The sequence below is a fragment of the Nostoc sp. PA-18-2419 genome, from assembly GCF_005869855.1.
Classification (GTDB): Bacteria; Cyanobacteriota; Cyanobacteriia; order Cyanobacteriales; family Nostocaceae; genus Nostoc.
The window spans coordinates 27,058-50,920 of sequence record NZ_SZNH01000023.1 but is presented as its reverse complement, the minus strand read 5'-3'; the positions used below and the strand labels follow the sequence as shown (position 1 = coordinate 50,920).

The 23,863-nt window shown below is 39.7% G+C and carries 20 protein-coding genes; 11 read left to right on the top strand and 9 right to left on the bottom strand.

The window, feature by feature from the left end:
• Positions 1-38: 38 nt before the first annotated feature.
• Positions 39-1,187, bottom strand: a complete 1,149-nt coding sequence (locus FCR06_RS21785) for a histidine decarboxylase (protein ID WP_138503432.1) — start codon at positions 1,185-1,187, stop codon at positions 39-41.
• Positions 1,188-2,155: 968 nt separating this feature from the next.
• Between FCR06_RS21785 and FCR06_RS21780 the strand changes: the two genes are divergently transcribed.
• A complete protein-coding gene (locus FCR06_RS21780) occupies positions 2,156-4,378 on the top strand; it encodes a glycoside hydrolase family 65 protein (protein WP_138503431.1) in 2,223 nt (740 codons plus the stop codon).
• A 498-nt stretch (positions 4,379-4,876) separates the two neighbouring features.
• Here the strand turns inward: FCR06_RS21780 and FCR06_RS21775 are convergent, their stop codons facing one another.
• A complete protein-coding gene (locus FCR06_RS21775) occupies positions 4,877-5,368 on the bottom strand; it encodes a hypothetical protein (protein WP_189523516.1) in 492 nt (163 codons plus the stop codon).
• Positions 5,369-5,851: 483 nt separating this feature from the next.
• Here FCR06_RS21775 and FCR06_RS21770 point away from each other — a divergent pair, with 483 nt between their 5' ends.
• Both FCR06_RS21770 and FCR06_RS21765 read left to right on the top strand, forming a co-directional pair.
• A complete protein-coding gene (locus tag FCR06_RS21770) occupies positions 5,852-6,634 on the top strand; it encodes a Uma2 family endonuclease (protein WP_138503430.1) in 783 nt (260 codons plus the stop codon).
• 78 nt (positions 6,635-6,712) lie between these two features.
• On the top strand, positions 6,713-7,564 hold the full coding sequence (locus FCR06_RS21765) for an HIT family protein (protein WP_138503429.1): 852 nt from the start codon (positions 6,713-6,715) through the stop codon (positions 7,562-7,564).
• A gap of 116 nt (positions 7,565-7,680) precedes the next feature.
• On the opposite strand, the gene FCR06_RS21760 is transcribed toward FCR06_RS21765, so the two are convergent.
• Entirely contained in the window at positions 7,681-8,400 is a 720-nt protein-coding gene (locus FCR06_RS21760; protein WP_138503428.1) for a Uma2 family endonuclease, read from the bottom strand.
• Positions 8,401-8,909: 509 nt separating this feature from the next.
• On the opposite strand from FCR06_RS21760, the gene serA reads away from it, so the two are divergent.
• Both serA and prmA read left to right on the top strand, forming a co-directional pair.
• On the top strand, positions 8,910-10,490 hold the full coding sequence (serA, locus tag FCR06_RS21755; RefSeq protein WP_138503427.1) for a phosphoglycerate dehydrogenase: 1,581 nt from the start codon (positions 8,910-8,912) through the stop codon (positions 10,488-10,490).
• A 69-nt stretch (positions 10,491-10,559) separates the two neighbouring features.
• A complete protein-coding gene (gene prmA, locus FCR06_RS21750) occupies positions 10,560-11,480 on the top strand; it encodes a 50S ribosomal protein L11 methyltransferase (protein WP_138503426.1) in 921 nt (306 codons plus the stop codon).
• Between the two features lie 36 nt (positions 11,481-11,516).
• Here the strand turns inward: prmA and FCR06_RS32855 are convergent, their stop codons facing one another.
• Together FCR06_RS32855 and trxA are read right to left on the bottom strand one after the other, a co-directional pair.
• Complete coding sequence (locus tag FCR06_RS32855) at positions 11,517-11,678, bottom strand: hypothetical protein (protein WP_189523515.1); 162 nt, start codon at positions 11,676-11,678, stop codon at positions 11,517-11,519.
• A gap of 331 nt (positions 11,679-12,009) precedes the next feature.
• Positions 12,010-12,327: a thioredoxin gene (gene trxA / locus FCR06_RS21745; protein ID WP_138503425.1), complete on the bottom strand. Its 318-nt coding sequence runs from the start codon at positions 12,325-12,327 to the stop codon at positions 12,010-12,012.
• A gap of 604 nt (positions 12,328-12,931) precedes the next feature.
• Here trxA and fabG point away from each other — a divergent pair.
• The 5 genes from fabG to FCR06_RS21725 all read left to right on the top strand — a co-directional run bounded on the left by fabG (position 12,932) and on the right by FCR06_RS21725 (position 17,165).
• Positions 12,932-13,678 (top strand): 3-oxoacyl-[acyl-carrier-protein] reductase, encoded by a 747-nt coding sequence (gene fabG, locus FCR06_RS21740; protein WP_138503423.1) that lies wholly within the window; start codon positions 12,932-12,934, stop codon positions 13,676-13,678.
• Positions 13,679-13,830: 152 nt separating this feature from the next.
• On the top strand, positions 13,831-13,980 hold the full coding sequence (locus tag FCR06_RS32850) for a hypothetical protein (protein ID WP_189523514.1): 150 nt from the start codon (positions 13,831-13,833) through the stop codon (positions 13,978-13,980).
• A 579-nt stretch (positions 13,981-14,559) separates the two neighbouring features.
• The gene (locus FCR06_RS32845) at positions 14,560-15,861 is read left to right on the top strand and encodes a hypothetical protein (protein ID WP_189523513.1); all 1,302 of its coding nucleotides are present in this window, start codon (positions 14,560-14,562) and stop codon (positions 15,859-15,861) included.
• Between the two features lie 12 nt (positions 15,862-15,873).
• Positions 15,874-16,431 (top strand): hypothetical protein, encoded by a 558-nt coding sequence (locus tag FCR06_RS21730; protein WP_138503421.1) that lies wholly within the window; start codon positions 15,874-15,876, stop codon positions 16,429-16,431.
• 38 nt (positions 16,432-16,469) lie between these two features.
• Positions 16,470-17,165: a PD-(D/E)XK nuclease family protein gene (locus FCR06_RS21725; protein ID WP_138503419.1), complete on the top strand. Its 696-nt coding sequence runs from the start codon at positions 16,470-16,472 to the stop codon at positions 17,163-17,165.
• Positions 17,166-17,237: 72 nt separating this feature from the next.
• Here the strand turns inward: FCR06_RS21725 and cls are convergent, their stop codons facing one another.
• From cls to FCR06_RS21705, 4 genes are read right to left on the bottom strand one after another with little or no spacing between them, the layout of a single operon-like run.
• Positions 17,238-18,680, bottom strand: a complete 1,443-nt coding sequence (gene cls / locus FCR06_RS21720; protein ID WP_138503418.1) for a cardiolipin synthase — start codon at positions 18,678-18,680, stop codon at positions 17,238-17,240.
• A gap of 1 nt (position 18,681) precedes the next feature.
• Positions 18,682-19,527 carry an endonuclease/exonuclease/phosphatase family protein gene (locus tag FCR06_RS21715; protein WP_138503416.1) on the bottom strand — a complete coding sequence of 282 codons (846 nt, stop codon included), beginning with the start codon at positions 19,525-19,527 and terminating at the stop codon, positions 18,682-18,684.
• A gap of 5 nt (positions 19,528-19,532) precedes the next feature.
• The gene (locus tag FCR06_RS21710; RefSeq protein WP_138503414.1) at positions 19,533-20,747 is read right to left on the bottom strand and encodes a DUF790 family protein; all 1,215 of its coding nucleotides are present in this window, start codon (positions 20,745-20,747) and stop codon (positions 19,533-19,535) included.
• On the bottom strand, positions 20,677-22,257 hold the full coding sequence (locus tag FCR06_RS21705; protein WP_138503493.1) for a DEAD/DEAH box helicase: 1,581 nt from the start codon (positions 22,255-22,257) through the stop codon (positions 20,677-20,679). Before FCR06_RS21705 ends, FCR06_RS21710 begins: the two co-directional genes overlap by 71 nt.
• 214 nt (positions 22,258-22,471) lie before the next feature.
• Here FCR06_RS21705 and FCR06_RS21700 point away from each other — a divergent pair, with 214 nt between their 5' ends.
• On the top strand, positions 22,472-23,776 hold the full coding sequence (locus FCR06_RS21700; protein ID WP_138503412.1) for an adenylate cyclase: 1,305 nt from the start codon (positions 22,472-22,474) through the stop codon (positions 23,774-23,776).
• Positions 23,777-23,863: the final 87 nt, after the last annotated feature.

Genomic DNA, 23,863 nt, shown 5'->3' with positions numbered 1-23,863 from the left:
ATGTTTATAAATAACGAAGGATTGAGAACTAACGACAATTAGCTTACTGACTGTAACTGTAGATTTTTTACTTGATTAAATAACCCTTGTTCTAAAACAAGTTCATCAATAAAGGTATCTATTTTATCTTTATCAATATTCTGCATTACTACAATGTGCGCCCAATTTTCAAAGCTAGCTAACTGCCACTTTTTAATTAATCTTTGAGAAGGTTTTTGAAGTACTACAGTATTAGAGAAATTATTAAGCATACATGGATATTCTCTCAATTGAAGTTGGTGAAAAAGATATTGAGCATTCCAAATACAGGTCTTTGCTTCTTTGGCTAAGCAATTATAACCTCTACTTTGCAGTGCATACCAAAGAATCAAAGGAGTATGACCGTTTCTAGAGCCGAGAATAGTTGTATCTTTGGAACCAATATATTCAATCATTGTTTCCACTCTTTCTACCCATTTTTTCTTAGTCAAGACTACACCACAAGGTAATGGAGAACCGATAAATTTAGCAGAAATAGCTATACTATCTATTGGTTTTTGAAAGTTCACTTGAGGAGCGCCATCTAAAAATGGTAATATTAATCCTGAAAGTGCAGCATCACAATGAATGTAGTAATTTTTAATCTGATGACGATCTAAAATTTCTAAAACTTTGTCTAAATTATCGATCGCACCTTTAACAGTAGTGCCAATATTTAAATTGATAATTACAGGATAATTCCGATTTTGACTAATTACCTGTTCTAAATGATGATAACTTATTTCACCATTAATTTGTGAATCTACAACCTGATGTTTGATCCGAAATAATTTAGCTGCTTTGGAAATTGAGTAATGAGAATCTTGTGATGAATATAGAATCCCATTCGGGTAAATTTCTCTTGCTAAAAAGATTCCATATAAATTACCTTCAGTTCCACCAGCAGTCACATAACCCCAAAATTTATTTTCTGGAATTTTATAAAGCTGGGCAAAAAAAGATAATACTTCTTGTTCAAATTGACGAGAATGCAGACCAAAATCTGGCTCTACATAAGGATCTCCCGCATTATTTAACATAAAATTGAAAAATTTTACAATTTCACTGTAATCACAACTTAAATTATATGGATAACCCGCATGAAAGTGCGATCGCTGTTCTATCTGCTGTAGAAATTTTTCTAACTTTTGAGCAACTTTATGTGACATAATCTGTATTTTTTAGTTTTGATTTAATGGAAGTTTTAGTCTAATTTTTAGATATAAACTCCATTTCTTTACTATTTTTTCATATTAAGCATAAAATATTTTTTTTAAAAAAAATAATCAGTGCAACTACTTAAAAAGTTTTTTTAATTATATTTTTTATTTAAAATCTTGACTAAATGAATAAATTTGAAGATAAAATTTATCAAAATCTTTGTAATACGTGAATATATGAAGATTATCAGTATTTAAAAAAACTTCACTTTAAATCAACTGCGGATAATCACTGATGAAAAACTTTGTTTATCTTTGCATCACAGCCTCTGTATTAGGTAAAATAAGGGTAATTACTTATGATTAAAATTCCTGTGTTTGAGAGCGCTAGAGAAATACTTACAGCAACTTCTGCTCTACTCCCCTCCAACCTCCCCGAACTCGCGTGGAAGTTGGAGGGGTCAAAATAATGTGCAGTTTCCCAGAGAATTGGTATTAATTAATTGATAGAGATTAAAAAAACAGCTAGCCTTTTTTCAAGTTACCGACTTCAGTCCTAGCCTAATAACTACGAATTACGAATTTTGTTGACGCCATTTGCTCATGGGGGAGACTCTGAGGCTTGAGGGGGCGACAGAGGAGCTAAAGAGCTTGTACTTCACTTCGCGCACCACGCAGACAAGTTCCAAAATTAAAGCGCATTAATATCTATTCTGCTGTGTGAAAGAAATTGAAGAAAAACTGTCTCAATTTGCATCTGGTTGAGATTTATGAATTTTAACTTACATTAACAAGGAAATCTAACTGTAGACAGATGAAATGTGAAGCGCTACTGTGGTTAAGAATCTGGATTTTTGTGTTTAGCCTATATTCAAGTGTAAACGCTAGAGACAAGGAGTGAATCATTTGATATTGCTCCTGAGTGTATTTGATCTCGTCCACAGCCAGCCCCAAGACAAGACATAGGTTTTTTACTCATGCTCAACGTATCCACTCACAATTCTCAACAAAATCAACAACTGATTGACACTACTGACTGGAACGTTATTGAAACGGAATTCGATCCGACACAGTTGCATCACAAAGAAACTGTTTTTACCCTTGGTAATGGCTATTTAGGAGTGCGAGGTAGTTTCGAGGAAGGGTATTCCCAGAATATTCCGGCCACACTCATTCATGGCGTTTATGATGATGTGACAATTGCTCATACTGAACTTGTGAACTGTCCTAACTGGTTGCCATTGACAGTAAAAGTAGCAGGTGAACGCTTTAGCATAGATAGTGGTGAAATTCTCAACTATGAGCGGCGGCTTGATTTACGTTTGGGTTTAGTTAGCCGTGATGTGCGCTGGCGTAGTCCTAGTGGTCATACCTTAGATTTTCACTTTCAGCGGTTCGCTAGTTTAGCAGATCAACATGTTTTAGCGATTCGTACTTGCGTGACATCGGTAGACTTTGAAGGTGAGATCGTCGTTGAAGCAGGGTTTGATGCCGAACCATATACCCAAGGTGTTAGACATTGGCGAACCTTAAATCAAGGGGGTATAGATCGAATCATCTGGCTAAATAGTCAAACTCTGCATTCAGGTATTCAACTGGCGATGGCGGCTAAGTTAGTGATAGATGATGAGACTGTACCTGTGCGCGTTGAACATGCTTGCAGTTCTCCCACTTTGGCAACCAGCTTAGAGTTTTACCCAGGAAAAATGGTGACTGTGGAAAAGATTGTCACCGTGTTTACTTCACGGGAAATAGAAGTCCCGATTGCCGCAGCGATAGAAAGGCTAGGTAACGAACCCAGGTACGCTACTTTGTTAGCCGCTCACATTGCTGCATGGGAGCAAGTGTGGCAAGACAGTGACATGATTATTGAAGGCGATCGCCAAGCTCAATTAAGTGTCCGTTATAATCTCTTCCAATTATTAGCTGTAACACCGCGTCACGATAACCGAGTGAGTATCCCTCCCAAAACCCTCTCTGGTTTTGCCTATCGCGGACACATATTTTGGGATACAGAAATTTTCATTATTCCCTTCCTCACCTTCACTCAACCAGCTCTAGCCCGAAACTTGCTCACCTACCGCTATCACACTTTACCAGGAGCTAGACGCAAAGCCCAAGAAGCAGGTTATCAAGGAGCCATGTTTGCTTGGGAAAGTGCGATGACTGGCGATGAAGTCACCCCGCGCTGGGTACCAACTCCTAACGGCGAATTAGTCCGTATTTGGTGCGGTGACATCGAAGTGCATATCAACGCAGATATCGCTTATGCAGTATTACACTATTGGCACACCACCAACGATGATGACTGGATGCGGGATTACGGCGCCGAAATTATTTTAGATACGGCTGTTTTCTGGGAAAGTCGGGTGCAGTGGAACCAACAGCGCCACAGCTACGATATCTTGGATGTGATTGGCCCTGATGAAAATCACGATCGCGTCAATAATAATGCCTTCACTAATCTCATGGTGCAGTGGCATTTACAATCAGCTTTGGCATTGTGGGATTGGCTCAAACAAGCCTATCCCGAAACCTCAGCCCAATTGGTGCAAAAACTCAACTTAACTACACAACGTCTGCACCGATGGGCAGAAATCCCAGAGCATCTATTTGTCAATCAAGATCCAAAAACAGGTTTAATTGAGCAGTTTGAAGGCTTTTTCCAGCTAGAAAAGATTAACTTTGCTGATTACGAACCGCGCAGCAAATCTCTGCAAGGTCTATTGGGAATTGAAGCCACAAGCCAAAAGCAGATTCTCAAGCAGCCAGATGTGTTGATGCTTTTGTATTTGCTGCGCGATCGCTATGACTATAATACCCTGGCTACCAACTGGGATTATTACAGCCAACGCACCGACCATACCTATGGTTCATCACTCGGTCCAGCCATTCACGCCATCTTAGCCTGCGACCTGAATCAACCAACTGAAGCTTATAGGCATTTTATGCGATCAGCCTTAGTAGACTTGGAAGATATCCGGCTCAATGCAGGTGAAGGAGTTCACGCTGCCAGTGCTGGAGGAGTTTGGCAAGCAGTAGTTTTTGGATTTGCTGGTATCCGCATGACTCAATTTGGCCCTGTGGCTTGTCCCAATTTACCACCTAATTGGACGCGTCTGAAGTTTCGCCTGCAATGGCGTAATGAGTGGTATGACTTTGACTTAGGAGCCGAAACAGAAGTAGAAGTTCCAGTTTAGTAGATGAAAGCGTGAAAATTTGTTGATTTTTTTAGTGTTGCTGATTAGAGGTAGGAGTTTAGCATTCTTCTCCTGTCCCAGACTTGCGCGAATGCGGTTCGTTAAAATTATGTATTTCTTTAGCGCCAAGAGAGTAATCAACAAAGTTCAAAGACTCGTTGACGAGTATTTGAGGTGGATTGATGTATCGCGATTATATAGCGGTTCTCACTCAGATGAAATACACATCTTGTGGGGTGGGCATCCTTCTTGCCTGCCCTTAAACCCGGACGGGCTAGAAGCCCATCCCACAAGAGAAAGATTGTGTTGCATTCAATTGAGAACCGCTATAATTTCATTCCAATACAATCGCAACCCCAAAGATGCAAAAGCTCCCTTCCCCGCTAGCGGGGGGAGAGGTTGGGGGTGGGGTTAAACGCTAAGTAAAATCGATGAACACTGAACAGTTACCAGTTATCAAGATTCGTCTTATAACTGGTAACTGCTAACTGAAAACTGTTAATAACGATTCCAGTTGCGATCGCGCTCATAACGATAGCGATCATTACGAATGTTGTAAAGGTTATTATCCCGATCGAGGCGGCGATAATTATCGCGATCATAGCGACGGTTAACGTCACGAATGTTGCGATAATTATTGTCCTGGTCATGGCGGCGATAATTATCGCGTTCATAACGGCGGTTATGATCGCGTTCATAGCGGTAGTTATGATCGCGGTCATGGCGGCGATAATTATCGCGCTCATAGCGGTGCTTGCGCTCGCGCTCATAGCGGTCGTGATTGTCGCGAATGTTGCGAAAGTCGCGATCGCGGTCATAATCATCACGTCTGTGGTGACGACTTTGGAGTTGATAGTTACCATCATCATTGTGATGATAGCTGTAACTATCTAACTCAGCAAGATAAGACGCATCAGCTTTTGGAGAAATAGCCAAAGCTGAAGCAGACGCTATCAAGCCTGCCAGAAAAATAGAGGCAAAGCGGTTCATGATGTGAATCGATTGTTGATAGTAATTTATGCAAGTCCAGTCTGTTTACGAAGAGCAGATTCCACAAGTCTTTAGATAATCCTAACAGTATTGAATAAAGAAGAAAAGTTTTCCTGGGTGCGATGATTGAAAAATTTTTTGTCATCTGTGATACTTTTTGAGTATAAAAAGTCAGATTTATACATAATATTGTTGGTGAAAACAACAAAGTATAACGTATAACTTAGGATTACTTGAGTAGATGTTGAGCGAGCGCGCATATAACTGCCTAATTCAATCAGCAAACGAATTGGCAGATTATAATCATTCTGTTCGAGAGTTTTTTCTACCAATCCAACGCTAGATATTGCAATAATCTAGACTTACCAGAACCAGGAGCGCCTGAAATAACTATATAATTTTTGCGTTGTTTATCGCAGACAACATTTAATACTGAACGGATTGGCTGCTTAAAATAATTGCATTGATATTAGGAGTAGTTTTATGGTTCTACAAGTTAATCCCATCCAAAAAGAACCAATTGTTACTTGGGAAGCACTTCCAGCCGACTTTATTTTACCTGACGAGCCAGTGGAAAATATTCAGCAACCCGCGATCGCTGCTGCACTTACCGATGCTTTGGGAAGCACAGGACGCATCCAACCCCATATGCTAATTGGCTCTAATTTTGGACTGGTAGCCACAGTCAACAAAAAAATTGTTGTCAAAGCACCAGACTGGTTTTATGTTCCTCAAGTACAGTCTGTAGGAACAAATGTAATTCGTCGAAGCTACACCCCAAATTTAGAAGGCGCTGCTGTGGCTGTAGTGATGGAATTTCTCTCGGATACAGAAGGTGGAGAACTATCAATCCGCTCAACTCCACCCTACGGTAAACTCTATTATTACGAAAAGATTCTCCAAGTTCCCACCTACGTAACCTATGACCCTTATGAACCAAGCATAGAACTGCGGTGCTTGCAAAATGGACAATATATTTTGCAGCAAGCAGACGCTAACGGACATTACTGGATTCCTGAGCTAGAGTTATTTCTCGGAATTTGGCAAGGTGAAAGATTATGTCAAACTATGAATTGGTTGCGCTGGTGGGATACAGAAGGAAATTTACTGTTGTGGAGCAGCGAACAAGCCCAACAAGAACGCCGACGTGCCCAACAAGAACGCCAACGTGCCCAACAGGAAAGCCAACGTGCTGAACAAGAACGCCAACGTGCTGATATATTAGCAGCTAAGTTACGTGAGCTAGGTATTGACCCTGATGCGTAGGCGTAGCCCGTTCTAGACATCGTATAACATAAACAAATGCTGGGAATAATAATTTTGGGACATCAGCACCAAAATTCTATGAAACAGCAAAAAAATCAATTCAGTCATCTTACTGCGATCGAAAGAAGTTATCTATCATTTCCGGCACAGTTTTTATTAAATCAAAACCTTCTCCAAGGCAAAATACTAGACTTTGGTTGTGGCTTTGGTAATGATGTGAAAATATTACGCCAAAAAGGTTGTGATATTACAGGCTACGATCCTTATTATTTTCCAGAATATCCTCATAATAAATTTGATACAGTAATTTGCTTTTATGTTTTAAATGTTTTATTTCCTGAAGACCAAGCTAATATTATTATGCAATTATCACACTTATTAAAACCCGGAGGAAAAGCTTATTACGCTGTCAGAAGAGATATTAAAAAAGAAGGATTTCGCCAACATTATATTTATCAAAAGCCTACTTACCAATGTATTGTCAAACTTCCTTTTGATTCACTTTATTTAGATGAACATCGGGAGATTTATAAATATATTCACTATAATTATCAGCAAAATTCCTCTAATAATTGTATATTTTGTAATCCCCGGAGAAATCTCAAGCTATTAACGGAATCAGCAACTGCTTACGCCATATTTGATGGCTATCCTATAAGTAAAGGACATGTTTTAGTTATTCCTAAACGTCATGTTAGCAATTATTTTGAACTACTATTTAAAGAACAATCTGCTTGCTGGTTTATGATAAATAAGGTACAAGAGATTTTGAAAGCTGAATTTAAAACCGATGGTTTTAATATAGGAATGAACATTAATCGAGAAGCAGGTCAAAATATTATGCACGCCAGTATTCATATCATTCCTCGTTACAAAGATGATACTATTTCTCTCAAAAGTGGAATCAGGAACGTTATTCCTAAAAAGTAGTAATTTTTCTTAGCTGATAGCTTTAGTTTTAGTAGTAAAACAAGACTTTTGACAACTACATAAATCTCAAAAAGCTGATTTTTCGGTTTTGCTGAAAATCTTACCAAATATTTTAACTAACCGAGATTATCTGGATCTATTCCCAGCGCTCTTAATTGTTCCGCCAACTGTTGAACGCATTGTTCTGCAACTTGAGCACGTTGTGCTTGTTGTTCGGCGCGTTGTACTTCTTGTTTAATTTGTTCTGCTGGTGTAGGATACCGTTTTTCAGCCTCATCATACCAATACATCCATTCTGGCGTTACGCCAGAATAATTTCCCCGTTCGCAACCAATTCCTAAACCAATTTCTGGTAGCCAAACCGGGTTTCCATTCTGCAATTCATACTTACTATTAACTAATTTATGCACTTCCAATCGTGGTTTGCGGCGACGACGAGGCGAATAAATCACGTAATAAAGTACACCTAAAGCTGCATATTGATCCAATTTAGCGCTGTATTCTTCGCAATAATTTTGGGAAACTACTACTAGTACTAAAATTGGTACAACGTTTTCATCCCAAAGCACATAACTGGGACGCAGTTCCTCATCATAAAATCGCTCTACTCCTAAGCTCAAAAACCCATCTGGAACAATGACCGGGAGATCTGGGTGATAATAAATAGCCATATCTATCCCAAAGAACCAGTCCATGCGTTCTGCCCAGAGTATCAGCAGTATCGCCTTCAGCAAGCCTGGTATCAATTCTTGCAGTTCATTATCCACAGGGGTTTCATCAGAGTCGGGTAGTTCCTCGGCTGAGGACAAGTACCTTGGCAAGTTGTACCCTGACATGGTTGGTTTTTCCAAAACTCAAATGATACTTGGTTTTTTGGCTCACCAGAATTATAGCGATTTCAAGTCCAAGAGGGATTCTAAGAAATCTACATAGAGCGATTGAACGCCCAACCTAAAAGCTAAGAGCAAGTCCATACAACCTCTACCTAACTCCAACAACTAAACAAAAAGTTTCCACTAGTTGAGCTGACCAAGCAGGCACATTCCGCAAACTTGCTGAAACTGAGAAAATTTTAGGTAACTTTTAACTATTAATAAATATATCGAGTTTGATGCTATTCATGCTTTATATTTAGCGAGAGGGTAGTGCAAATACTCACTCACCTTCAAATACTAGGAGGCAGTACACATCACCACAAGCAACTCACATTCTGATATCATCGGTACGCAGTGTAACTCAAGGTTAAGTTGATATTAAAAMGCATAATTTTTGCTGAATTGCGACAGATAAAGACTAAACTAAAAAGTCTTGTGCAGCAAAACCTGTAGCTTTAAATAAAGTAATCATGTCTAAGGTTCTTGTATCTGATACTATTGACCAAGCTGGAATTGACATTCTTTCTCAAGTTGCTACTGTTGATGTCAAAACAGGTCTCAAACCAGCCGAACTGATAGAAATTATTGGTGAGTACGACGCGCTGATGATTCGCTCTGGTACGCGCGTCACCCAAGAAATTATTGAAGCCAGTACCCAACTCAAAATTATCGGTCGTGCTGGTGTGGGTGTGGATAATGTAGATGTTCCTGCCGCCACACGCCGAGGAATTGTAGTAGTCAATTCTCCAGAGGGAAACACTATCGCTGCTGCTGAACATGCCCTAGCGATGATTTTGGCTTTGTCTCGCCACATCCCCGATGCTAATGCTTCGGTGAAACGTGGTGCATGGGATCGCAATAGCTTTATCGGTGCAGAAGTCTATAAAAAAACTCTCGGTATTGTCGGTTTGGGTAAAATCGGCTCCCATGTAGCTGCTGTGGCTAAGGCAATGGGAATGAAACTCCTAGCTTATGACCCCTTTATCTCCACAGAACGAGCCGAACAAATTGGCTGTCAGTTAGTAGATCTGGATTTACTCTTCCAGCAAGCAGATTATATCACCTTACACATCCCTAAAACCCCAGAAACCACCCACTTAATCAATGCCGTAACCTTGGCAAAGATGAAACCCACAGCCCGGATTGTCAATTGCGCTCGTGGTGGCATCATTGAGGAAACAGCTTTAGCAGCAGCAATCAAAGCTGGTAAAATCGCAGGTGCAGCCTTGGATGTGTTCGAGTCAGAACCATTGGGAGAATCGGAATTGCGATCGCTAGGCAAGGAAGTCATCCTCACCCCGCACTTGGGTGCATCCACCACGGAAGCGCAAGTAAATGTAGCCATTGATGTCGCCGAACAAATTCGCGATGTGCTTTTGGGACTACCAGCGCGTTCTGCCGTCAACATTCCCGGACTCGGCCCCGATGTGTTGGAAGAACTCAAACCCTACATGCAACTAGCAGAAACTCTAGGTAATCTAGTCGGACAGCTAGCTGGCGGACGAGTGGAAGTCTTGAATGTGCGACTCCAAGGCGAACTCGCGACCAACAAAAGTCAGCCTTTGGTGGTAGCTGCCCTCAAAGGATTACTTTACCAAGCTTTGCGAGAACGAGTAAATTATGTAAATGCCAGCATAGAAGCTAAAGAACGCGGAATTCGAGTGATTGAAACCCGCGATGCTTCCATTAGAGACTATGCCGGCACGCTGCATTTAGAAGCCACGGGTACTTTAGGTACTCATTCTGTCACAGGTGCTTTGTTGGGTGAGCGAGAAATCCATCTCACGGACGTTGACGGTTTCCCGATTAACGTTCCACCCAGTAAATATATGGTATTTACCCTACACCGGGATATGCCAGGAATTATCGGTAAACTCGGTTCGCTACTCGGCAGTTTCAATGTGAATATTGCCAGTATGCAAGTCGGTCGAAAAATCGTCCGTGGTGACGCAGTCATGGCTTTGAGCATAGATGACCCTTTACCTGAGGGTATTTTAGATGAGATTATTAAAGTCCCTGGTATTCGGGACGCGTATACAGTAACTCTATAAAGGCAAAAGTAAAAAGGCAAAAGTAAAAAGAAATCTTTTTTCTTTTGCCTTTTACCTTTTTACTTTTTTATGGCAAACACTTGGTGGGAACTACAAATTTTATGCGAACCAGACCTAGAAGATTCTATCTTTTGGCGGCTGGAAGATTTTGGCTGTCGTGGCACAGCTAGTGAAAGCAAAGGAAATTCCTCTTTAGTCAGGGGTTACTTGCCGACAATTCAAACACAACTGCTAGATTTGGCAGCATTATCACTGCGGCTGCGTCAAGATGCCCTGTGTGTAGGACTTTTGCCTCCTACAGTACGCTGGCAATTGATTGATGAAGAAGATTGGGCAACTAGCTGGAAGCAATACTGGCAGCCTCAAGAAATTGGCGATCGCTTTTTGATTAATCCTGCTTGGCTACCATCACCAGAAACAACCGAACGGTTAGTAATTCGTCTTGACCCAGGTGTAGCATTTGGTACAGGCAGTCATGCCACAACTCAGCTATGTTTGGAATCTCTGGAAATGCGTCTGAGTCAATTACCACAATCTTTTGTTGATACTAATAGTAAACAAGAACATACGATAATTGCGGATATAGGCTGCGGCTCTGGTATCCTTTCCATTGGAGCGTTACTACTGGGAGCAGAGAAAGTCTATGCAGTGGATACTGACCCCTTAGCAGTGCAATCAACTATTAGTAACCGCACACTGAATGACATTAGTCCAGAACGTTTATTACCTACACAAGGAAGCGTAGACGTTTTGACAAAACTGCTGTCAAACCCGGTGGACGGTATTGTTTGTAATATTTTGGCTGATGTGATAATCGAGTTGGTGCCAGAAATAAGTGCGATCGCTAAGCCTAGCACTTGGGCTATTTTCAGCGGTATTTTACTCGAACAATCCAAAGCTGTCGCTGACGCTTTAGAAAAACATGGTTGGGTTGTTGCTACTCTGTGGAAGCGCAAAGAATGGTGTTGTTTGAATGTAAGGCGTTCTTAAGCAAACAATATTAATTGCGATTGCCCTGCAAACAACCTAATTATTTCTTTTGGCACAGTCACCAGCTTTAGTTGAAAATTGATACTTTTGGATGACTTGTTCAATCTTGGAAGTCACTAAATTGATTCTATTTTTAACTTTATCAAAATCAATATTTACCCATATATAGGCTTTGTTAGATATTTCTTGTGAAATCATAGGTCGCCTTACTTGTCAAGATAATTTTTTATATCTATACAATACAGCTATCCTAATTTGTCAACCACTTTCTTAAGACATATAAGTATATATGCTTAATGTTTACTTTAGATTTATTTGGTAGTAGTTTATTAAATGGTAATTCGTGAGTTATAGCCGTAGTCACACTCTTTAGGAAACTTGAAAAGGGTGAATGCGAGAGTTAGCAATAGTTTTACCTCCAGCAAGAACTGCCCTCTGCCTCCTGCTATAGCATAGCAAGCAGTCTACGCTACTAAAAAAGACGCGACATTTCGCGCCTTTGGGGACTAAACCAAATTCTCAATGCTACCTAAATAATTGTTTTTAGCTGTTCCACCAACTGCGCTGCTTGTCTTACACCTTCAATTCGCTCCACAGGCTGACCCTTCTTAAACAGAACTAGGGTTGGTAGCGCATAGATTTCATACTGGCTTGCCAATTGTGTGTATTTTTCCGTGTCAATTTTCACAATCCGCAGGCGATCCTTGAGTTGGGCATTCACTTGCTCTAAAATTGGCACCATCATTTGACATGGGCCACACCATTCAGCGTAAAAATCCACTAATACAGGTACATCGGAATCAGATAGCATCTCTTCAAAGCTATTAAATTGTTTTTTAGTTGCCATGTGATACACACCGCTTTTCAATTGTTTGTTTCAATAGTAATTCTTAGAAAATAAAATAGGTATATGTTTATGGGTTTTTCTTAGGAAAATATTAGATTAGTCAACATAAACTAGTTAATCAGCAAAAAAAATTAAATAATTCTAATAAAATCAATATATTATATTATTTTATGCATCGGAATTAGATATCTATTTATACCTATCTCAACCAACCAAATAATTAATACAAAGTTTCACGACACTGATGTCTATACTACTTGCTAGTTTATCTAATTTGGCAATGTCTGTCTTGAAAAATCCAGAGCAGCGTCAGCCGTCGCTTTGACTTTTCGCAATGACAAGCTCGCCTACGCAGTTATAATTAAATCAATAATATATTTTAACTTCTCCAAATATTAATATAAAAATAACTAGAGATAGTTAATTGAACTAAAAATGTGATATTCAAAGAATTAGAAGCAAAACTGCTCAACTGACTATAATTTGTATTATGCAAGCAAGATTACTACTCGGCAATAATTAGATTTTATCCAAACAATATTCAGATGTTCCCTAAATCACCATAAGATAATTAGCGCGGTATTCTCAGATTGAGGAACATTAAATGACACTATTAAAAGATAAAGTCGCAATTGTCACAGGTGCTTCGCGGGGAATTGGACGAGCGATCGCCATTGAATTAGCCACACAAGGAGCGATCGCAGTTGTTAATTATGCCAGTTCCAGTGCAGCCGCCGACGCAGTTGTTGCCGAAATTACAGCAGCCGGAGGTCAGGCGATCGCTCTCCAAGCAGACGTTTCCAAAGTCGAGCAAGTAGACGCGCTAGTTAACGCCGTCATGGAAAAGTTTAAGCGTGTGGATATCTTAGTTAACAACGCAGGGATTACCCGCGATACACTGCTTTTGCGCTTGAAGCCAGAAGATTGGCAAGCTGTCATCGACCTCAATTTAACTGGTGTGTTTTTATGTACGCGCGCCGCCAGTAAAATCATGCTTAAACAGCGATCGGGGCGGATTATCAACATTACCTCAGTTGCAGGGCAAATGGGCAACCCAGGTCAGGCAAACTACAGTGCCGCCAAAGCTGGTGTCATTGGTTTTACCAAAACTGTCGCCAAAGAACTTGCCTCTCGCGGGATTACTGTTAACGCCGTCGCCCCCGGATTCATCGCCACTGACATGACCAGCAATCTCAGCAACACCGAAGATATTCTCAAATACATCCCACTCGGTCGCTTTGGTCAAGCAGAAGAAGTCGCTGGGATGGTGCGCTTCCTCGCCGCCGACGCCGCCGCCGCCTACATCACCGGACAAGTCTTTAATGTTGATGGTGGGATGGTAATGGCGTAAAGAGAGATGCGATTCATCATGTCTGTTCAAAAGTGAAGAGTAGAGACGCGATTAATCGCGTCTGTTGCAATCAATTTTATTGTGGGTCGCTACTAATACTTTGCAACGAATAAATAGATTGTAGGGGCGTACAGCTGTACGCTCTTACGAAAATGTTTGTAATCGAAATATCTAGCTTGGAAGATAAAAGCGATCGCCATCTGATTTATCTTTCAACTATCACAGGCGATCGCACATCATTCTATAATCTAGGTGGAGCGATGTCTTCGACGGGCTACGCCTACGCCCTCATAACACCATGATTCCACCTCAGAACTAGAACATTTTCGTTTGGAACAAGAACATTCTGGCTTGGAACATAAAATTTCGAGTTAGTAACACCATGATTCCACCTCAAAACTAGAACATTCTCGTTTGAAACAGGAATGTTCTCATTTAGAACAAGAACGTTCTCACTTGAAACAGAAACATTCTTGTTTTAAACATCAAACTTCGAGTTCAGAACTCGGAACTTCGAGTTCAAAACATGAAAATTCCAGTTCAGAACACGAAACTTTTAGTTTGAGCGATCGCACTTCTCAATTTTATAATCATATGCGTTGAGGCGAATTTATAAATTGCTTTCCCTTGCTGCTGTGCTAGCTTGCTGCTTGTCTTTTTTACTATTGTGAGGAGAAGCGATGCCTACGGTGGGCTACGTCTACGGAAAGATTTGCTAAATTTTCACGAATAGTAACAGTAGATGTAGGATGCGTTGTTGCCAAGCGCCCCACCTTGAATTATTGATGGTGCCTTATCCTCAGTAGTAACACACCCAATACAGACTACATTTACGTTTATTAACATAGTTTTAAATATTAGCGCCGACTTACTTAGCTTAAATGCTGAAGTCTGTTCTAACTCTACAGGCATTGATGATGCGATCGCCAGTAGAGAAGCTTGTGCTAATCAAGGATGTTCTTGCAGACTTAGTAAATTTTGAGTGTATGCACTCAACTAAAAAAGATTGTATTAATATAAGAATTAAAGTAATATTTATAACACTTATTATGGCTATGCGAGACGCAGACAAGGATCGCCGCAAAAATTACACCATAAAAAATACTAATCTACCTGCAACAGAACCACTTTCCTATCATGAGCTTAAACACTTTCTGACGAATGCTCGTGCCGATGCACTTCGATGGGAACAACGTGCTAAAGAAAATCAGGAAGCTGCATCCCAACTTACTCAAGTTCAGCAAGAGAACCAAACTTACCAAGTTGAAGTTCAAGAATTAAAAGAACATGCAGCACAAAATCATCAGAGATATCTGAATGAACAAACAAATTATCAGCAGGCTTTATGTCTCTACAAGGAAGAACAAACCAGAGCAATTGAATTAATTTCTCTACGTGATGAATGGCAAAAACGTGCCAAAGAAAATCAGGAAGCTGCATCCCAACTTATTCAAGTTCGCCAAGAAATCCAACTTTACCAAGTTGAGGTGAATGATTTAAAACAGCAATTAGCACAAAATTACCAGAAGTATCTTAATGAACAAAAAAATTATCAGCAAGCTTTATCTGATTACAATGAAGCAACAGCTAAAGCAACTGAATTAATCTCTCAGCGTGATGAATCGCAAAAACGTGCAAAAGAAAATCAAGAAGCTGTATCCCAAGTTCTTCAAATTCAGCAAGAAATTAAAGCTAACCAAGATGAGATTAATGAGTTAAGAAAACGTGCAGCACAAAATTACCAGAAATATCTTGAGGAGCAAAAAAATTATCAGCAAACTTTATCTCGTTATAATGAAGAAAAAGCGAGAGCAACTGAATTACTTACCAAATATGAGGAAATTAAGTCTGAGCGAGACAACTATGTGATTCTATATAATGAGGCACAAACACAACTTAAATTTGAGCGACGTTCCAAGGCTAGTATTAAAGGGTGGGAAACTCGTCGTAAAGCCGAAAACGAGCGATTAAAACGGGAAATTGCTGAGATGGTTGTTCTGCTGCGTGAATCTCTGGTAAGTAAGGATGAAGCTATAAATAACCTCTACGTTGTAGCAGAGCGTATGGATCGAATTCAATCCCTGGTTGATTCGGTGGGAGAGGAAACATCAAGTAATCCTGTAGGTTTGGTACAAAAGTTTAAACGCATCTGGCTTGCAATTAAAGAGATACTTTCAGAATAAACAAGCGTCCTTATGAGTAAAAAATCAGCATCAACCACAGGAACTCAAAGTAAAGCAAAGTTCGGAGAGCAAATTCGTAATATTGCTGATAGGCTTAAACAAGAGACTGAGGTACAGATAAAAGCCACCTCCCGTATTTTAGGGGCTGCTGCTCAAATTTCTGAAAATCATGAGAGACTTATCAATGAGGTAGTTGATATGGTTGAGGAAGACCTTAATCAAAAAACCAAGACGTATCAAAAGGACATTTATACAGTTGAGATTTTAAAGAAACAGTTTAAAACATTACGTGAAGCAAAGGATCATTTAAAACTGAAAGCGACTAGTTGGGAATCCCTTGCTAACAAACTAAATGAACCATTTTACCAAAAGCTTATACCTGAGACTCAACCTCAGTCATATCAAGTTTTAGAAAGTAACGGTACGGTAAATTTTGAACATCAGGGCAAAAATTATGAAGGGTTGACAGTTCGTTTAGATGCAGATGTTGCAGAAATGTTTCCCAATTCTCAAGCAGTTAATGAAGCTTTGCATTTTCTGATTAGAGTTACGAAAAATTATAGTTACTAATACAGTAAATCTTACGGTCAAACACTTATAATTGACTGATGCAATTTGACACCCAACTGCTACCTCGAATTAATAGTAAATCCCTGAGAGAAAATGGTAAACAATATTATGTAGATGCCAAGGGAAACCGCTTCCCTAGCGTCACCACAATACTTAATGTCACCAAACCTCAAGAAGATAGAGACAGATTATTAAATTGGAAAGCGCGTGTAGGTACAGAAGAAGCCACCCGCATATCTACAAACGCCAGTCGTCGGGGAACCCAAACACACAAACAAATTGAGCGCTACCTGCTGGGGCAAAATCCTGTTTGTCCCGAAGCCAGTCGCCCTTACTGGGAAAGTATTAAGCCAGTTTTAGAAGAAATCGACACAGTGAGACTCGTAGAAGGCTCAGTTTTTCATTACGATTTGAGCTATTCTGGCAAAGTTGATTGTATTGCCAGTTATCAAGGCATCCCTTGTATTTGCGAGTGGAAAACAGCAGACAAACCTAAAGGTTCAATTGAGCATTTATACGAACATCCACTGCAACTTACAGCATACATTGGAGCAATTAACAACTATTATCGAGATTATGGCATTCAGCTAAATCATGCTTTGTTAGTAGTAGCAATTCCAGAAATGCCAGCCGAGGTATTTTGGTTTGAATCAGCGTTGATAAAAGATTATTGGGAGCAGTGGGAAAAAAGAGTTGCCGAATATTGGGAACGCAAAAATATTTGGAGTCGGTGAATGAGATTGTAGAGAAGTTTTTAGCAGATATGGAAGTTTCACGATATTAGAGGTAAAGACAATTATTAGTAATTAAAGTAAAGGAGTCAGCAATCGAGAAACTCTCACAGCTAACTTGAACCAAAAAGGTTTTTTATCATACTCATTAAGATCCACAGCAACACAGACAGCTAAATCATCCTCTAACATTTTTTTCACACTTTGGACAAACTGAGGCTCGGTAATAAACCCCATAACTTCAAAGTTAAGAGAAAAAGAGCGACTATCTAAGTTTACAGTTCCTACCCCTGCTAAATTCTCATCAACAACTATAATTTTCTGATGCATAAACCCATTTTTATAACGATACAGCTTGATACCGATTTTTTCCATTTCGGTGTAATAAGAGAAAGAACATAAATAAACAAATAAATGATCGGGTCGATTTGGTAAGAGAATTCGCACATCTACACCTCGCATTGCTGCTAGTTTTAAGGCTGACAATGTTGCCTCATCCGGCACAAAGTATGGACTAGCAATCCAGAGATGAGTTTGAGCTTGATTAATTAATTCCACGAAAAAAAGCTTACAAGCTGGTAGCGAATCTGCCGGGCCTGTAGGAAGAATAAATGCAGTTTGATTAGTTTCTTGATTAATTTTTACGTCCCAATTAACTTCGAGAAGTTTTCGAGTTGCCCAATACCAATCTCGCACAAAGGAGTTTTGTACACTTTGTACAGTCGGGCCTTCAAGCATCATGTGGGTGTCGCGCCAGGGACTCAAACGAGGATTTTTTCCTAAATATTCGTCACCAATATTCAGTCCCCCGATAAATGCTATTTCTCCATCCACTACCAGAATTTTCCGATGATTGCGAAAATTATATTGCAGCCGATTACCCTGACCTTGGGTAGTATTAAATGCACTTACTGCAATTCCATGCTGTTTTAAAGACTCGATATAAGGGCGAGATAGTTTCTTGGAACCAATTTCATCGTAGAGAAAATAGATATTTATTCCTTGCTTAGCTTTAGCAATTAATGCTTCTTTAAACTGATTACCTGCTTGGTCATCGTTAACAGTATAGAATTGGAACAAAATATAATTTTTTGCCGACGCAATCTTTTTCAGCATTGCTTCATAGGTTTGCTGACCATTAATCAATAATTCAGCAGCATTGCCTGATGTGAAAGAAATGTCTGTAAAAGCCTCCGCTAATGGTTGCAACTTGCCTAGATTATCAGGTGGTGTAACCTGAAATTTAATCAGTTCACTATAAATCGGCTGAATAAGCTTGTAGTGTTGTGCATAAACTGAGCGCAGTGTTTCAGCATATCCATGAAATTTAGTTCTTCCTAAAATCCAATACAACGGAATAGCTAGCCAGGGAAAGGTAATTAGAGAAATGCTCCAGGCAATCGCCCCTTGGGAAGAACGTACATTCATGACTGCATGGGCTGCATGTGCAACTCCTACAACATGGACAAAAACTGTAGCCGTGCTAAAAATAGCTACAACACCACCATCTACAAGCATCTTAATTTTTTTGAGTATTGATATAAGTAAATTCTGCCATTAATGGCTTGTGATCGGATGAACAAATTTTGTCTAGTACTTTAGCACTGGCTTTTTTCAGAGTCAGATTTCGATAAAAGATGTGGTCTAAAGGAGGTGAGAATAGGAAGCGTTTTATTTTCTGCTTCTCATGAGGTGCAAAAATTACTGGTGTTAATCCCAATTGAGTTGTTAATTGATTGAGGATAACTGCTCTTTTTCGACTCCAAGTATTGAAATCTCCTGTAAATATGAGTGGCCCACGATGTGTAGATAATACTAGCTCTAATTCATTTAGTTGGATTTGAAATTTATTTAAATCAACAAAATTTATTAAATGACTATTTATTGTTAGGAGGGTTGTCTGTTTATCTGATAGCAGATATTCAGTAACTAAAGAAATTTTAGGAGTTTTCACAATTGGTTCATGATGTGCAGTAGTCAGAACTTTTTTTGTCAGGGGGCTGATTGTAGCTGCTGTGAAAATTCCTGAATAGGTTTGATGATGAATATCAACAAAGTTAGGAGCAAAATTCCAATTCATTTTCAGCAAAGTGTCTAATTGGTTTGCTTCTAATTTCAGAGAAAACTCTTGTAAAAATATCAAGTTTGGTTGGTAACTATCGATTATACTTAAAAAATCTTTTAACCAATTTTTATTATAGTTTTGTTTAGCAATATTCCAATTGAGAATCTTAATCGAACTACTATTAATTTCTGTTTGCAGAGAATGATTTTTATCAATTGTAAGTTCTTGTAAACGAAGAAATCTATAAGATGGAACAAATTGTGTCAAAAGAGTGTTTACGTGTTCTTGAATATTAGGCATCACTATCAATCCATCACAGCTAACACAGCTTTTGGCAATAACTTATCTTTAAACCAAACAATTCTTGCGGGAACATCATTTAATTTTACTCCCGCTTTTTCTAAATTAAGTCGCTCAGAAATTGCCAAAATTAAATCATCACGTCCCGCACGCCGCACCTGAGAAAACTTCTTTTGTAAATATTCTGGACGCCAATAACCAACAATTTCTAATAAAAAGGTACGTCCATCAGGATGCACTAAGCGAAAATCAGGAATCATTACACTACCGGGAATCGGTATCAAATCAACTTCTCTCTCTAACGCCCAACCACTTTTCAAAGCATCCCACTTATCAGCGAATGATGCTTCTAGCATACTATCGTAGGGCTTTCCTGGTGGATAATGAGATACCAAACCACATTCAGAATTGAGCGTAAAACGTCCAGTTTTCCAAGTATCTGTATAAGCATCACGAGTTTGGAGAATCGAAGAAAGACTCCATTTTGTAACGTGAAGTAAAGCGGGGATGAGTTTAGCGATCGCCAACCCATATCGCGTACTAGAATTAAACAAGCTCGTCGGGCCGTCTATCGTAATTGTAAACCCGTGGTCAGCATCACCTTCAATATAAGCCATCAATTGAAACAACTTTAAATAGCGAAACAACAGCTTATATTCTCCTGGCACATTCCGATGAGCATTTAACACCAACTGACTGGCTTTATAAAAAACACCCTGCACCTGAGATAAGTTATAGCGATTTAATAAATCTGGTGCTGTTGGTGCATCAAAAACTGTCAAAATCTTATTTTCAGATAAATCTGCATATAATCCATTCCGAACCTGTTGCGTTAAAACTTCCCGCTCAAGTTCTTGAGTTAACTCATCAGCAACTTTTCCCAGAGTGACTTGTGTTGATTCCCGACTAGAAACAGACTTTGCAGCCAGAGAAAATACCCGTTCTCTTAACATTTGTGGTTCCAAAGGACTGACCACTTCAAAAGTACAAAAACTGCTTTTAAGGATATAAGCTAATCCCCGCTTCACCCGATAATCTGTTGAATCTCCTTCAAAATCAGTTAGTTGTCGCTCAAGTACACCCTGAGTTTTCCCTACTGCTGATTGAAAATAATTAATTAACTCTATCGCCAACTCCGAAGTTTGATTGTCAATCTTCAGTCTCTTCGGAATGATCTCCTCTCCGTTTTGGCGATGCATCAATAATTCTGTCGGTAACATCTGCTGAATTTTGGATTTTAGATTTTGGATTTTGGATTGAATAATTAATTTCTAACTGTTCCGCCGCTTTTAAACTCCTTCCCTTCCCACTCCCATAGACAACCTGCAAATTCCCTTTCTTCTCCCGGCGTTCTTGTGTCTGCATGTCCCCGCGTCGCCTCGCCGAAGTCGCCTCTTCACTCGTATCTTCAGCCACTACCTCATATAAAATCGCCTGCTTATTCTCAATATTTCCCTTCCTTAAAACCCTCCCCAAACGCTGAGTATACTCCCTAGCCGAACCAGTTCCCGATAAAATAATTGCTACAGAAGCCGCAGGTACATCAACTCCTTCATTTAACACATGAGAAGCAACTAAAGTATTATATGTACCCTCACGAAATTTTGTTAATATTTCATGGCGTTCTTTCACCGGAGTTTGATGAGTAATTGCCGGAATTAGTAGCTCTTGAGAAATGCGATAAACCGTAGTATTATCAGCAGTAAAAATCAAAATTCGTGCTGGATAATGTTCTGCTAATRAATTAGCTAAAATTCGCAACTTACCATCAGTACCCAAAGCAATATCTTTGGCTTCGCGGTGCGCTAACATCGCTCTACGTCCAGCCTGGGATCTAGCACTCATTTGCACGAACATTTGCCAACCTTGCAGACTCCCTAAAGAAATGCGAGATTGCTTTAAAAAGTCGTTGCGAGTTTGAATTAATTGGTTATATCTTTCTCGTTCTTGCTGCGATAACTTGACCTTAATTTGCACAATTTCGTGTTCTGCTAACGCCTTCCCCGCCAAATCTTCAGCGCGTTTGCGATATACTTCTTGGCCAATGAGAATATTTAAGTCAGCGTGTTTGCCATCAGTACGTTCTGGTGTAGCAGAAAGTCCTAAACGATAAGGTGCGATCGCATATTCAGCAATCACCCGATTAAAATCTGTTGGTAAGTGATGACACTCATCAAAAACAATCAAACCATATTGATTTCCTATCGCTTCAGCGTGAATTGCCGCACTATCGTAAGTTGCGACTAAAATAGGTGTTTTATCCCGCGAACCACCCCCTAGCAATCCCACCTCAGCATCCGGGAAAGCCGCCTCCAAATGTGCATACCACTGATGCATTAAATCCAAAGTAGGCACTACAATCAGCGTCGTACGGGGGGTTGACTGCATGGCCATTTGTGCTAAGTAAGTCTTTCCCGCCGCTGTCGGAAGCACAACCACCCCCTGCCTACCCGCTAGTTTCCAAGCAGCTAGGGCTTCACTCTGGTGAGGATATGGTTCCATTTCCAGACTCGAAACCAAATCTAGAGGATAAAATTCCTTTGCTTCATCGAGAAAGTTGACATCTTCCGCCTGTAGTGCTTCCACTAGTGATCGGTATCTAATTGCCGGAATGCGGAATTTTTCAACTCTATCATCCCATGTAGCATAGTCCATCCAAGCTTTGCCGCGTGGTGGTGGATGCAAAATTAGTGTGCCGCGATCGAAAGTTAATGTTGGGGTACGAGCCATAATTGTTGGGCATTGAGCATGGGGCATCGGGCATTGGGCATGGGGAAGAGGATCAGGGGATAAGGGGATGGGGAGATGAGGGGAAAGAAGAATTACTTTCTCTCCACCTCCCCACCTCCCCATCTTTCCATCTCCCCATCTCCTTCATCTTCCTTATCCCCCTCATCTTCCTCATCACTCCCACTCCCTTGATTACTAATAACGTAAAAAGTGCATGATTCAACCAAATAACTCTGACAAAACTCAACTAGATGCGCTGATTACTCAAGGAATGCCCCATTGGCAAATCAGCAATAGCCTTGGCGAATCATACAAAGAACAGCGACAGCGCTTCCTACTCAAGCGATTGCAATTGCAGGCTCAGATTATGCTGATTTCTGGCTTGACTTTGATTGCTTTTTTCCTTTGGGTAAATTCACAAATAGAAGGCAAAATATATGCTTTTAAAATTGGTTTTATAGTAGAACTATTCATTCTTATTTGTTGGGCTTTATGTAAAACTTCTATAGGTCAGCGCCATCCTGATTTAATTTTTTTGAGTTTATGCTGGTCTGTAACTTGTGTTGTCCAAATTGATATAGCGTTGCTATTTAATAATCTCGAGCCTAGAAGCAATATTTGGACACTGATGTTTCTTACTCAAGCTACAATTATTCCAGTCCAGTGGTGGATGCATTTAATATCTCAAATCGGAACAATAATTTGTTATTTTATTTTATATATTTTATATAATCCAGTATTAAAAAATATATCAGCTTTTTATGTTGAACAAGGATTATACTTCTTTTGGACTTGCATAATTTGTGTTTTTTCTGTTTATTTATATGAGCGCTTGCAAAAAAATGAATTTAATGCACGTAAAGCAATGGAGGTAGCCCAGCAAAAATCAGAACGGCTGTTACTAAATATTTTACCAGAGATGATTGCAGAACAATTAAAACAACAGCCAACAACTATTGCTGATAGTTTTCATGAAGTCACGGTGTTATTTGCTGATATTGTTGGTTTTACAGAACTTTCAACTCGGACATCTCCTGCGGAATTAGTTGATTTACTAAATAGAATATTTTGTTTGTTCGACCAATTAGCAGAACGTCATGGAGTCGAAAAAATTAAGACGATTGGCGATGCATATATGGCCGTTGCTGGGTTGCCAAATCAATCTAACAATCATGCGATCGCCATTGCTAACATGGCGTTAGATATGCAAAATGCTGTAAATAAGTTTAATGCAGCAAACAATCAATCTTTTTGTATTCGTATTGGCATTAGTACAGGGCCAGTAGTAGCAGGAGTGATTGGTCTGAAAAAGTTTGCCTACGACCTTTGGGGAGATACAGTCAATATAGCTAGTCGAATGGAATCACACGGTATCGCAGGTAGTATTCAAGTTTGTGAAGCAAGTTATCAACTTTTAAAGGATAAATATTTATTAGAAGAACGAGGTTTAATTAAGGTTAAAGGTAAAGGTGAAATGATGACTTATATATTAAAAGGAGTGTTTAGTGAGGAGTTATGAGTTAGAAGGCAATAGGTACAGGTGAAAAATTATCTCTTTTATCCCCCCTTGTCTCCCCATCTTTCCATCTCCCCATCTTTCCATCTC

Coding starts and splice junctions, on each gene's coding strand:
- fabG (WP_138503423.1), top strand. CDS start 12,932: ATGACACTATTAAAAGATAAAGTCGCAATTGTCACAGGTGCTTCGCGG.
- FCR06_RS32855 (WP_189523515.1), bottom strand. CDS start 11,678: ATGATTTCACAAGAAATATCTAACAAAGCCTATATATGGGTAAATATT.
- FCR06_RS32845 (WP_189523513.1), top strand. CDS start 14,560: ATGCTGAAGTCTGTTCTAACTCTACAGGCATTGATGATGCGATCGCCA.
- trxA (WP_138503425.1), bottom strand. CDS start 12,327: ATGGCAACTAAAAAACAATTTAATAGCTTTGAAGAGATGCTATCTGAT.
- FCR06_RS21760 (WP_138503428.1), bottom strand. CDS start 8,400: ATGTCAGGGTACAACTTGCCAAGGTACTTGTCCTCAGCCGAGGAACTA.
- prmA (WP_138503426.1), top strand. CDS start 10,560: ATGGCAAACACTTGGTGGGAACTACAAATTTTATGCGAACCAGACCTA.
- FCR06_RS21765 (WP_138503429.1), top strand. CDS start 6,713: ATGAAACAGCAAAAAAATCAATTCAGTCATCTTACTGCGATCGAAAGA.
- FCR06_RS21725 (WP_138503419.1), top strand. CDS start 16,470: ATGCAATTTGACACCCAACTGCTACCTCGAATTAATAGTAAATCCCTG.
- FCR06_RS21710 (WP_138503414.1), bottom strand. CDS start 20,747: ATGTTACCGACAGAATTATTGATGCATCGCCAAAACGGAGAGGAGATC.
- cls (WP_138503418.1), bottom strand. CDS start 18,680: ATGCTTGTAGATGGTGGTGTTGTAGCTATTTTTAGCACGGCTACAGTT.
- FCR06_RS21730 (WP_138503421.1), top strand. CDS start 15,874: ATGAGTAAAAAATCAGCATCAACCACAGGAACTCAAAGTAAAGCAAAG.
- FCR06_RS21785 (WP_138503432.1), bottom strand. CDS start 1,187: ATGTCACATAAAGTTGCTCAAAAGTTAGAAAAATTTCTACAGCAGATA.
- FCR06_RS21775 (WP_189523516.1), bottom strand. CDS start 5,368: ATGAACCGCTTTGCCTCTATTTTTCTGGCAGGCTTGATAGCGTCTGCT.
- FCR06_RS32850 (WP_189523514.1), top strand. CDS start 13,831: ATGTTTGTAATCGAAATATCTAGCTTGGAAGATAAAAGCGATCGCCAT.
- FCR06_RS21715 (WP_138503416.1), bottom strand. CDS start 19,527: ATGCCTAATATTCAAGAACACGTAAACACTCTTTTGACACAATTTGTT.
- FCR06_RS21780 (WP_138503431.1), top strand. CDS start 2,156: ATGCTCAACGTATCCACTCACAATTCTCAACAAAATCAACAACTGATT.
- serA (WP_138503427.1), top strand. CDS start 8,910: ATGTCTAAGGTTCTTGTATCTGATACTATTGACCAAGCTGGAATTGAC.
- FCR06_RS21770 (WP_138503430.1), top strand. CDS start 5,852: ATGGTTCTACAAGTTAATCCCATCCAAAAAGAACCAATTGTTACTTGG.
- FCR06_RS21700 (WP_138503412.1), top strand. CDS start 22,472: ATGATTCAACCAAATAACTCTGACAAAACTCAACTAGATGCGCTGATT.